Source organism: Marinomonas sp. UCMA 3892 (assembly GCF_012726345.1).
GTDB lineage: Bacteria > Pseudomonadota > Gammaproteobacteria > Pseudomonadales > Marinomonadaceae > Marinomonas.
This window is the reverse complement of sequence record NZ_PTXN01000001.1, coordinates 429,920-441,935: the sequence shown is the minus strand read 5'-3', so window position 1 is coordinate 441,935 and position 12,016 is coordinate 429,920. Positions and strand designations below refer to the sequence as shown.

At 35.2% G+C, this 12,016-nt stretch carries 10 protein-coding genes; all 10 read right to left on the bottom strand.

Annotation, left to right across the window (positions count from 1 at the left end; all coding sequences use genetic code 11):
- Nucleotides 1-74: 74 nt before the first annotated feature.
- Nucleotides 75-2,213 carry a bi-domain-containing oxidoreductase gene (locus B6N13_RS02135; RefSeq protein WP_169458313.1) on the bottom strand — a complete coding sequence of 713 codons (2,139 nt, stop codon included), beginning with the start codon at nucleotides 2,211-2,213 and terminating at the stop codon, nucleotides 75-77.
- 1 nt (nucleotide 2,214) lies between these two features.
- On the bottom strand, nucleotides 2,215-3,000 hold the full coding sequence (locus tag B6N13_RS02130) for an AglZ/HisF2 family acetamidino modification protein (RefSeq protein ID WP_169458312.1): 786 nt from the start codon (nucleotides 2,998-3,000) through the stop codon (nucleotides 2,215-2,217).
- On the bottom strand, nucleotides 2,994-3,617 hold the full coding sequence (gene hisH, locus B6N13_RS02125) for an imidazole glycerol phosphate synthase subunit HisH (RefSeq protein WP_169458311.1): 624 nt from the start codon (nucleotides 3,615-3,617) through the stop codon (nucleotides 2,994-2,996). The genes B6N13_RS02130 and hisH overlap by 7 nt, the downstream gene beginning before the upstream one ends.
- On the bottom strand, nucleotides 3,614-4,747 hold the full coding sequence (locus B6N13_RS02120) for an N-acetyl sugar amidotransferase (RefSeq protein WP_348981515.1): 1,134 nt from the start codon (nucleotides 4,745-4,747) through the stop codon (nucleotides 3,614-3,616). The genes hisH and B6N13_RS02120 overlap by 4 nt, the downstream gene beginning before the upstream one ends.
- Nucleotides 4,744-5,871: a glycosyltransferase gene (locus tag B6N13_RS02115; RefSeq protein WP_169458309.1), complete on the bottom strand. Its 1,128-nt coding sequence runs from the start codon at nucleotides 5,869-5,871 to the stop codon at nucleotides 4,744-4,746. Before B6N13_RS02115 ends, B6N13_RS02120 begins: the two co-directional genes overlap by 4 nt.
- Nucleotides 5,864-6,901, bottom strand: a complete 1,038-nt coding sequence (locus B6N13_RS02110) for a glycosyltransferase (RefSeq protein WP_169458308.1) — start codon at nucleotides 6,899-6,901, stop codon at nucleotides 5,864-5,866. Before B6N13_RS02110 ends, B6N13_RS02115 begins: the two co-directional genes overlap by 8 nt.
- Nucleotides 6,898-8,277, bottom strand: a complete 1,380-nt coding sequence (locus B6N13_RS02105) for a hypothetical protein (RefSeq protein WP_169458307.1) — start codon at nucleotides 8,275-8,277, stop codon at nucleotides 6,898-6,900. The genes B6N13_RS02110 and B6N13_RS02105 overlap by 4 nt, the downstream gene beginning before the upstream one ends.
- Nucleotides 8,267-9,466: a polysaccharide biosynthesis C-terminal domain-containing protein gene (locus tag B6N13_RS02100; RefSeq protein ID WP_169458306.1), complete on the bottom strand. Its 1,200-nt coding sequence runs from the start codon at nucleotides 9,464-9,466 to the stop codon at nucleotides 8,267-8,269. Before B6N13_RS02100 ends, B6N13_RS02105 begins: the two co-directional genes overlap by 11 nt.
- A gap of 42 nt (nucleotides 9,467-9,508) precedes the next feature.
- Complete coding sequence (wecC, locus tag B6N13_RS02095; protein WP_169458305.1) at nucleotides 9,509-10,789, bottom strand: UDP-N-acetyl-D-mannosamine dehydrogenase; 1,281 nt, start codon at nucleotides 10,787-10,789, stop codon at nucleotides 9,509-9,511.
- A gap of 70 nt (nucleotides 10,790-10,859) precedes the next feature.
- Nucleotides 10,860-11,975 (bottom strand): UDP-N-acetylglucosamine 2-epimerase (non-hydrolyzing), encoded by a 1,116-nt coding sequence (wecB, locus tag B6N13_RS02090; protein WP_169458304.1) that lies wholly within the window; start codon nucleotides 11,973-11,975, stop codon nucleotides 10,860-10,862.
- Nucleotides 11,976-12,016: the final 41 nt, after the last annotated feature.

Here is a 12,016-nt window from a genome sequence, read left to right as displayed (position 1 = left end):
TCTAAAATAAAACTGTTCAAACCTAAGGTATTTCAAAGTATGAAATACCTTAGAAAACTTAGCGAATATAGACTTCATTGTTTTCGCAGCTGCTCAGCAACATTGATAGAAACTGACGCAACCTCAAAAATTTCAGCCGCAGTAATAGGTGCAACCGATCCATTTTTAATTGAGTCTAAAAACAACTTAGAACAGTTATTTTGACCTTTGTCTTGTTTCCATAAATTAAATTTCTTAAAGCCTTTCCAACCAAAACCTTTGAGCTTCACAAAATTGTCTAATTGTAAAACTTTTCCAGCGACAAACACCTCAACTCTCTCTTTAGGAAAACTCGCCGCACCATTTGCAAAATAATGAATAGTACCAAACGATCCATCGGCAAAACCTAAAATAATAGCGGCTTTATCTTCTGTAATTTCTACTGAATCAGTATCACCCATTCTACGCGCCTGAACAGATACGATTTCACTACCCGCAAGGTAACGCATTAAATCAATAAAGTGACAGGCCTCACCAATGATTCGACCGCCGCCTACATTATTATCTTGTGTCCAATGATCTGCGGGGATACTTCCTACATTCATCGTCATGATAAAAGACTTAGGCTCTTTTATTGGCTCTAGTAGCGCTTTCATTTTTTGGACTTGTGGTGAAAAACGACGGTTAAAGCCCACCATCAATTTGGGTGGTTTATCCGCTTTAAGCGCTTCGTTATAAGCGGCTTCGACTTCAGCAAGTTCTTCATGCGTTATGGCGAGAGGCTTTTCGACAAATACGTTTTTACCAGCCTTTAACGCTTCTTTTACAAAATAAGCATGGCTATTGTGACGAGTAACAATGGCAATGGTATTAATACTTGAATTTTCAATCAACGCCTGGGTATCAGTAGTGGCTTCTGAAAAGCCCGCTTTTTCACCATGAATTACCCCATTAATACCACCAGAGGTTGCAATGCTATGAAACTTTGCCCCCGCTTTTTTAAAAGCAGGTATCAGCATCCGCGAAGCGTAATTACCCGCACCAATAAAACCGACCACAGGTTCGCCTGCTTGGTACCGAACAGCGGGGAGCATTCGCACTGTTGTTTCATGTCTATCCTGTGGGATAGATTCATACTGTAGCAATATACCCAGTGCGCTTTTATCCGTCGTTAGTAACTCATAAGCGTCACTGGCATTTTCGAACTTAAAGCGATGAGTTACCAATGGCTTAACATTTAACTGCCCACCAGACATCATATCCAGTATCGCTTCAAAGTTACGCTGCTCCGTCCAACGAACAAAAGCAAGAGGGTAATCATTGCCTTGCTCTTCATAACTAGGATCATAACGACCAGGCCCATAGGAACAAGAGACTTGAAAGGTTAACTCTTTTTCATAGAAGTCAGCACGACTAAGCTCTAGACCAGTTACACCCACTAAAATAATACGGCCACGTTTTCGGCTCATTCTCGCTGCCTGTGTAACAGGGTCATTAGACTTGGTGGAGGCCGTAATAATAACGCCATCGACACCAATGCCTCGACTAAATGCCATCCCGACTGCTACTGGGTCTTCACCCTTTCCAGGATTACATGTCTCTGCACCAAATTGCTTAGCTAGCTCAAGTTTAGATTGATCAAAGTCGATAGCGAGTACGCGGCAACCATGCGCTCGTAACATTTGAACAGTGAGTAAGCCAATTAGACCAACACCAGTAACAACAAAACATTCTCCCATTGTTGGCTTAGCCAAACGGATGCCTTGCAGCCCAATACTTGCGACAACAGTAAAAGACGCTTCTTCATCCGTCACATTATCGGGAATTTTAGCCACTAAGTTTTTAGCAACACGTACCACATCGGCATGAGGACCATTAGATACAACACGATCGCCCACTTTAAAATGATCAGCACCTTTACCAACACTATCGATAACACCGACATTGCAATAGCCAAGTGGGAGTGGTTGCGCCAGTTTGGATCGCACAGCATCAACGGTTGTCATCAATCCATCAGTCTGCACCTTTTCCAATACCATCTTTACTTTGTCTGGTTGAGAGCGCGCCTTATCAATCAGGTTAGCCTTACCAAAATCGACTAACATCCGCTCAGTACCAGCAGAAATAAGAGTTGTTGTTGTATTTATGACAACATTGTTTTTTGTTGCTTGCGGTGCAGGAGCTTCAACGATGGCTGAGCCCCCTTTAGCCATGTCTTGGAGTACTTGCTTCATCTTACTTTCCTGATTGTGAACGCGCGATTTCTCTAATTTTAATCAACACTTCTTGAGTCAAATAACTAATTAGTACAGCTTTGTAAACACCCTTAAAAACAAATAAACTCCCAGCAGAAGCTCCTATCACCTTAAATTTTTCAATAAGCTCTAGAATATCTTCTGGTTTACCAGCACCACCAATAATTGTTAAGGGAACTGTAGCTAATTCTCTTACTCTTTCGACTAATTTAATATCATAACCATTCATCATACCATCTCGGTCAATTGAGTTAATAACCAATTCACCAATACCAATCTCTTCTAACTCCGATATAACTTGCTCAAGTTTTTTCTTAAATTTCTTTTTACCATTATGGATATATATTTCGTAATTACCAAATAGTGATTTCTTAACATCCAATACAACAACAATACTCTGCTTACCAATTATAGCCGCCATTTCTTTAAGAACATTCGGATTATTAAGTGCCTCACTAGATATAGCAACCTTCTCAACTCCCAGTTTAATTATTTTTTGAGCTTGTTGAGCATTTTTAATTCCCCCACCATAACATAGAGGCATTCGACTCTCGTTAGCCAGATTTTTAATCATCTTGTAATCTGGCTCACAATTCTGGCTAGTCGCATCTATATCTAGAATAATTAATTCATCCACTTCTTTTTCATTAAATATCTTAACAGCATTAATAGGATCACCAATATATTTAGGATCCGAAAATCTTACTGTTTTCACTAGGCCTTTGTTTTGCACGAGCAAGCATGGTGAAACTCTTGACCTCAACATAATGAAAACTCATAGAAATTTTTAAATAAATTTATACCGTTAGAGTGACTTTTTTCAGGATGAAATTGAAAACCAAAAATATTATTTTTTTTGACAGCACAACAGAAATCACATCCATAATATGCTTCTATGAAAATATCATTAGGATCGTGGGCATTAAAATAATAAGAATGAATGAAATAAAACCCTTTCTCTTGATCAATATTATTTAATATTGGATGCTCTTCTCTTGGGACTATTTCATTCCATCCCATATGAGGTAGTTTAGGTTTATGTTCGATTTTTGATTCATCGAATTTTTTTACCGTAGCATCAAACCAACCTAGGCCAGACAAGACACCTTCTTCGCTACTTTTGGCCATTATCTGCATACCAACACAAATACCCATTACAGGTTTTTTTTCTACTAACACACAAGCATCTAAAGCTGATCTCATTCCGGACTGTTCAAGCTGCATCATCGCAGTATCGAAGGCACCAACTCCAGGCAGAATAATCTTGCTGGCCTTTTTAAGATCCTCAGGGCGGCTGGCGAAAAATGTCTCTATTTTTAATTTCGTAAAAATATTCTGGATGGCTTGAATATTTCCTGAACCATAGTCAACTATTGCAATCACCTCTTACCTCCCTTTTCGAGACCTAACTTTCTCATAACCTTTGCACCTATTTCATATATAGACTGTATATTTTTATAATCCTTGTATGTCTTATTCGGTGCCTCTAAATAACCTCTTAAATCAGCTGTAGTTATACCAAGTTTATTCGCAATGTAGCTAAAATCATCATCGATTGTCTCTGGGTCATATGGTGGCATTTTAAGTTTCTCAAGCGCATCTTCACGCGTCATTTGCCCTGTGACTATCAAGCTAGAATATTGCACTTTTCTCGTATCATAACCAAACTTCTCATACAGCCAATAAGCCTCATAGAAACGCGTAAAACGAGACTCAAAATGCTTTTGTGCATAACGTTGATAACCATAATTATCAACCAAAAATTGCGTAGCCTCTTCTTTATCATATGGCATGTAATCAAGAGGTCTATAAAGTTTTATCCCTTTGATATAGGGCAAATAAATTTTATGCCAAAGAATATTTGTGAGCGGAAACTTTTTAAGTTTTTTAGAACCAAACTTACGCTGAATATCTTTAATTTGACGAGAGTCTGATTGAAAATACATCCACTCTAGGGGGTTTCGAATACACTCCGTAGAATAGTTTCCACCGGTAAGAATGTGTTTTATATTATGCTTTGATGCAAATTTGTACATGGTCGCAAAAAAAGCATGATCTTGAGGCGTATCAGTATGAGACACGCCAGCTTTAAAAAATGAAAGCTGAAGATCCTTCATCTCTTCCCAATCAATAACTTCAGTGTATAAATCTAAACCTAGCCTATCTACGATTTGCTCAATATTATGAACCGCTTGCTGAGAATTCCAACCAGCATCTACATGGAATACTAAAGGACGTAGACCAAGTTTTTCTTTCGCAAGATAAACAAGATACGAGCTATCAATACCTCCGCTCATCCCTATAATACAATCAAACTCCTTTCCCTCACCCTCTTTTTTTATATCATCTGCAATTGCAGATATTTCGGCCCAACCCTTTTCATCTGGATGCCAGTTAGGCTGAATATCTGAATAAAAAGTATTGCAATGATCACATATTCCATTTTCATCAAATACTATTTTAGTGTCTGTTGTGTCCATAACACACTTTGTACAAACTTTTAATACATTCACTTATAATAAACCTCTATCAATGATTCCTGAATATTTTTAAAACAATCATCCGAACTAGGTATATCATGTACCAAAGCCTGGCCTTTTTTAACCCTCTCACTAATGCCCCCCCCATTCAATACAACCTCTTTAATCTTAGAATATATATCCTGAGGGTTAAGAGGGTCAAAATAAATAGCTACATCAGCACACACCTCTTTAGAAAAATCATAGTTACTCGTAAAAATAGGTTTTCCAAAATACATTGATTCTAAGTAAGATGCAGAATATGACTCTAATAATGTAGGCATTAGCAAAGCATCAACAGAAGAGAACAAAGCAGGTATATCACCCCTCTTGACCTCACCAACATTAATTATCACAGAACCAAGACCTTCGATATGAATATCTTCAATCAATTTTTTGGATTTTTTATGATGTGTTTCATCTATAGTTAAGACAATTTTAAAGTCATCTCCATTTTTTTTTATTATTTTCGCAACTTCCATTAGAGATTCAATATTTTTATGCGGATAATACCTAGTAATATACAAAAACTTAAAGCCAGTTTTGAAATCATAAACAAGATCTTTAGTTGCCTCTCCAAAATCAAAACTCACTGTATTATTCACCACTTTAACTCTATCATAAAAAAGTGTGCTTTTAATTTTTTTCTTAACAACCTCTGTTTGAGCAATAACCAAAGAACAGTATTTAATTAAAAGCCTTATATTAAAAACCTTCAACTTTCTTACAATAAGGTTTTTTACCGACATATCTTTCCAAATATCACTTTCAGGATATACAGCATAAGCCCAATCAAAATAATAAACCATTCTTGAACGACAAACTGGTATTAAGTCCCCGAAATTTAGAACAACATCAATTTTATATTTTTTCTCAATAAACAAAAACAATAAAAAATAACTAAATAAATTAAAATAGGAGTACGAAAAAATTTTAGAAACCTTAATAAAATGAACACCTTCAAACAAAGAATTTTTAGACAGTATATCACTTGATACCAGCACAAAATATTCAACTCTTTCGTCTTTATTTTTCAGAGAACTCAATAAGAAGTTACTCAACACATTTAAACCACCAGCAGAGTTAGAATTGAGACCATTTACCAATACCTTAATCATTACTAACCTCTTCAACCAAACGAGAAAAAACTTCACTCATTTTTTCAATTGAACAGTAATCATCGTAGTATCTATATGCATTCTCTCCTAACTTAGCTGCATCAATACTATTTGACTCCATAGCTACTATCAGATCACCAAGTTCATTCATATTATTTATAAGATAGCCATTATACTCATTAATTATATTTGTAATTTCACTACCTGATATAGCATTTTTATATGTTATAAATGGAACACCAAAGGCAAAACTTTGTAAAACAGATAACCCTGCCTGACCTAGAGAAATTGAAGCATAGGAAGAATTATAGTACTCTATTAATTCACTTGAATTCGTTATTCTTCCTAGCATTTTAACTCTATCGGATAAATTTAGTTCATTAACAAGTAATTGAGTTTCTGAAAAAGTATCTCCATCACCTATCAAATATAATTTAGTACTCGGATCAAGTTTTGGAAGCACATCATAAAAAACCTTAATTAAGACTTCTATTTTTTTACGTTTATCAAAGCTTCCAACAAAGATGAATGAATTTTTTTTATAAAGAAAGCTTTTTGTCCGCTGATGTACGTGAAAAGTATTATTAGCATAGAAACATTTATTTTTTTTCACGCCTTTTTTTATAAACTTTTCCATATTATGTTTACTATAAAAAATGATAGGTATTTTCATTTTAGCTATCAACACTTTAACTTTTGTTGCTAGCATATTTTTTCCTGTATCCAACCCCCACCAAATAGCTTTATTTTTATTCCTAAACATCATATAGACAACTGACAACAACCTTATATCAAAAGTTGATATAACAATATCTGGTGATATCTCTTTGATAAAACGATTGAGCTTAGGAACTATGCTAAACACACCATATTTCTTGCACTTCAATACAACAGTAGCAAACCTACATAGCTCTAAATATTGATTAACTTCATTTGTAACAACAATCACATTAAATTTTTCTGAAAGAACATTAAAAAAATCAATACGATAATGCATAACTTTCTCTTGAAAAATAACAACAGTTTTCATTTATCCCTCTCCCCCTCTTTAATGAAGATGTCAACTAAAAAAACAATAAAACAAGCTAATAGCACTATCCACGCCGCGATTATAAAGTTAAAAACGAATAAATCAAAACCAGATCCTCTTACCAAACTCAAAAACAAATATATAAAATACAGATAAAGCATAGATGAAATTATATTCACTCTAAATATAGAAAATATAGCTTTATTATATATAAAAAAGAACAAATAATAGAAAAAAAACAATAAAAAAATAGAAAAATAGCTAAAATTCCAAAACAGCTCAGCGTAAAAATTAGGAGGCCACGACCCTCCCAGAGCTCTAAAGGTTGGATCATATAATGATGTGTAAATATCAATAAAACTATCAGGTTTATCAGAAAAAACAGATCTTGGAACCAGCAAAAATAAAAATTTCACTAAAGTAGACCCGGCTTTGATTAGCCATATATCATCTTGTATATAATCGAATGCCTGCATAGTATGAAAATAAGTATAATTAACCTCTAAATTATTAAAGAGATAAATATAAAATAAATCAGATTTTATATAATCGAATATATAAAAAACTGAATCAATAGATGATGAAAGCTCATATCCACCATAACCTCTACTTATTGACATCAGGATAATTAAAATCAATATACTCACACATGAGAAAACACCGATCACCATTCCTTTAAAATTCAGCTTTAAATCATTAAAAAGTGACTCCAAGAAAAAGATCGGAAAAATAAAAAATATCGCATCTCTTTTGTCTTCATAAGAAAAAACAGAAAAACCGATTAATATAAAAATGTAAAATACAATTCTAAATCTATATTTTCCAACTGCAAGAATATATATAAGCGAAATAAAAAATATTGATTTAGGTATTACTGATAAGCCTCCACTACCACCTACTATCTCTAGGTTAATATCAAAGAAAAAAAATGGAAAGCAGACTAATAAAACCCCAAAAAACAGCTTCTTAGCTCTAAACAAGGCTATATCTCTATCCTTCGACGAGAGAGGAAAAAATTTAAATTTAAATTTTGACAAAATATAGAACACAATAAAATTGAAAAACAAAATTAGAAATGTTGTTTCTTTAAAGTATTTCCAAGAAAAAGAATCGATTAGATTCTTTTTAACATAGACTAAATCATTACTAAAAGCCCAACTTCCTAGTGAAAAAGATATCAACACGTATATTAAAGATAATGATAATGGATTTATAAAAACAAGAGCATTTCTATAAGAAAAAAGAAAAATAAACAAAACTATGAGTTGACATGCATATGCAACATATACGTAAGACCTTAGTTCCTCCTCTTCAATAAAAATAACAACAAAAACCGGAAAAAGAAAAAAAAACAACATCCATCTTTTAAGATTCATACTTAAATTCAACTCGTTTAAATACAACATATGCTAAATAAGCTAGTGCAAACTGAGAAATAAACAATGAAAAAGCAGCACCATTTATACCAAAAACAGGAATGAAAAAATAGCTTAGAAAAACACTAATCAGCAACGAAAAAAAGCTAACAAAAGGTATATACCTTAACTCTCCTATTATATTTAACTTGTAAAAATTCACCAAATACACAACATGAAAAAAATAACTCGTACAAACAATTAAACTTGAAACAAGCCCAGCCTTATATTCAGAAGGATAAAATCTAGAAAAATAAAAATAGAAAATAAATATAACAAACATATATAAAAAAATAGAAGCAATCGACAAAGAGAAAAAAGATTTTAAAATATTCTTAGCCTTATCATTTAAGCTTTTTTCTTTATAATAATTTGGCAGTAGAACTACTGAATACAAACTAACAAAAAAAAACCCTAACGCTCCGATATTATATGAAAAACCATACACAGCAAGCTCATCTTCAGGCAGCATTTTACTAACCATAAATCTATCCACATAAGAAAAAACGATATTAATAGCAGCTTGTATAGCAATTGGTAAGGAATACAAAGCAATGCTAGCAGATTGTTTTTTATCAAAATCTACAATACTTTTAAAAAACCTATCATTATTATATAAAAAATGAATTAGTACTGCAGATAAAAACATTGAAATAATATATGCTTCAGCACCAAACTCAAAGATTAAAATAAAACAAAGACACAATAAAAATTTTGCTATGTATAGTATATTTTTTGCCTTAAAATACTCATAATGCCTACCATCAACTCTAAATTTTATATTCTGTACTTCATTTCTGGCCATAAAAAAACCTGAAAAAACAAACAAAATCAACCAGTAGTCTTCATAATAAAGCAGATAGCAAAACAACAACGACAATAATACAACGCTTGTGAACAAAAAAATTGAATTAGTAGATTTTAATACCGTAGAAGAATATAAAGGCTCTGAAGCGTCATACCATTTTATAAATGAAGTATTTTGTCCAAATAAAATCAATGAAAAAATTACTTGTTCAAATCCAATGTACAATACTACCTTTGAAAAATCAGACACTGAAAGAAACAAAGGAAGTAAAAGGATTAATAATACATTTAATCCTTTTGATACACCTTCACTTAAGCCATACATTATTATTTTTTTTCGCATTATTTTCCTTAACCTATAAAATAAAAAAACCTACTGTCCTTATTACCATATTCCTTTTGTATCAATAATAACGCCCTTTTCAGGTCGATTCGCCTTAAACATCACATGATCTACTAACAATAAATGAATATCAGCAATGTTTATAGCATTTCCTAATTTTTGCAATTCAATTTCAGCAGCTATAATAGGCAATGCCTTAATATTAGGCTCTACAGCAATAATTCTTCCCGAATGCATTTTAGCAATTTTTTTCGTGATATTAAGTGCTGGGCTTTCACGTAAATCGTCTATATCCGGCTTAAATGCCAAGCCATAACAAGCAATGGTAACGTCTTTCGCTGTTTTCTCTGGATTCGCTTGTAAAAAATCGGCAATGGCTATTTTTACTTTATTGATGACCCATTCCGGTTTAGCGTCGTTCACTTTACGAGCCGTATGAATCAACTTGGCTTCTTCTGGGGTTTTACTGACGATGAACCAAGGATCAACCGCGATGCAGTGTCCGCCAACACCCGGCCCCGGTTGTAAAATATTAATACGTGGGTGACGGTTCGCGAGTGAAATCAATTCCCATACGTCGATGTCTAGCTTGTCACAAATAATAGAAAGCTCATTAGCAAAGGCAATTTGCACGTCACGGCATGAGTTTTCTGTCAATTTAGCCATTTCAGCAGTACGGGCATTGGTAATAACGCACTCACCTTGTACGAAGGTATTGTATAGTTCTACGGCGCGGGCAGAACATTTCGCGGTAATCCCACCGATAACACGATCATTTTCTACTAATTCACGCACAACATGGCCTGGTAAAACGCGCTCAGGGCAATGAGCCACATTCACATCCACCATTTCATCCGTTGCTTCACTATTAGCAGAAGGAAACGATAGGTCTGGCCTCGCTGCTGCTAGCCATTCTGCCATTTGCTCTGTGGCGCCCACTGGTGACGTTGATTCCAGGATGACCAGGTCGCCTTTTTTCAACACTGGCGCAATCGCTTCAGCCGCTTTTTGGATGTAAGTTAAATCGGGCTCAGGGATATCATCTTGATTTAACGATTTTTTAAAGGGTGTAGGCACCGCAATTAAAAAAGCATCGGCAGGTTCAGGTTTTAACACGGCTTTTAAATAGCCTTCTGTAACGGCTGCATGCACTATCATGTCTAAATCAGGCTCAACAATGTGTATTTCACCTCGATTTATGGTGTCTACAGCATGTTGATTAACATCTACACCGATCACTTTTTTCTTTCTGGAGGCAAACATAGCCGCGGTTGGTAGACCTATGTACCCTAAACCAATCACAGAAATCGTATTAAAAGACATGATATTCCTTAATTTTCAAAAATGTTTGTTACTGTTGCCATGGTCCGCCTCAAGGCGAGACCTAGATTTATTATTTAGCCAAAATATCGCAAATTCGCTGACAAGCTTTACCATCACCATAGGGATTATGAGCTCGGCTCATTTCACTGTACGCCAGGTCATTCGTTAGTAGTTCATTTAGGGACGTGGTAATTTTTAACACATCGGTTCCAACCAACTTCACCGTACCAGCGTCTACCGCCTCAGGGCGTTCTGTTGTATCACGCATCACCAGTACGGGTTTACCTAGACTAGGAGCTTCTTCTTGAATACCGCCTGAGTCGGTCAAGATAATGTGCGCTTTGTTCATTAAATAGACAAACGGAAGGTATTGCTGCGGCTCAATAAGATGCACATTATTCACATCGCTCAAAATGCGATTCACCGGTTCCTGCACATTGGGATTTAAATGCACTGGGTAAAGTATTTGAACATCAGGGTGCGCTTTTGCTGTTTTCGCCAATGCTTCACAAATACGTTCAAAACCACCACCAAAGCTTTCGCGTCGATGACCTGTCACAAGTATCAGCTTTTTACTGCTGTCTAGCATAGGAAATTGAGCAGCCAGAGAATCGGTTAAAGCTACATCGGATTCAATTTGAGCCTTCACGAGAAGCAAGGCATCAATAACGGTATTGCCTGTTACATGGATATTGTCACTGGCGTAGTTTTCATTCAGCAGATTTTGCTTGGAATTTTCTGTCGGCGCGAAATGGTACTTTGTTAAGGCACCGGTTAACTTACGATTACCTTCTTCAGGCCAAGGCGAATAAATATTACCCGTACGCAAACCCGCTTCTACGTGTCCCACGGCAATTTGCTCATAATAAGCGGCCAGGCTAGAAGCAAAAGTGGTGGCTGTGTCACCATGAACCAGTACAACATCGGGTTTAAATTCTTTTAGTACTGGCGTTAATTCAAGTAAAATACGGCTGGTGACTTCGGGCAGAGTTTGCCCTGCCTTCATGAGATTCAAGTCATAATCTGGTGTTACTTTAAAAAGACTCAACACTTGATCAAGCATTTCGCGGTGTTGTGCGGTCACACACACTTTTGCTTCAAAACGCTCATCTTTAGCAAGCGCATGAACTAAAGGGGCCATCTTTATGGCTTCAGGTCGGGTACCAAAAACGGTAAGTACTTTCATTGTGTTGTATGGCTCTTTTTTGGTTAATTTAAATCATCTTC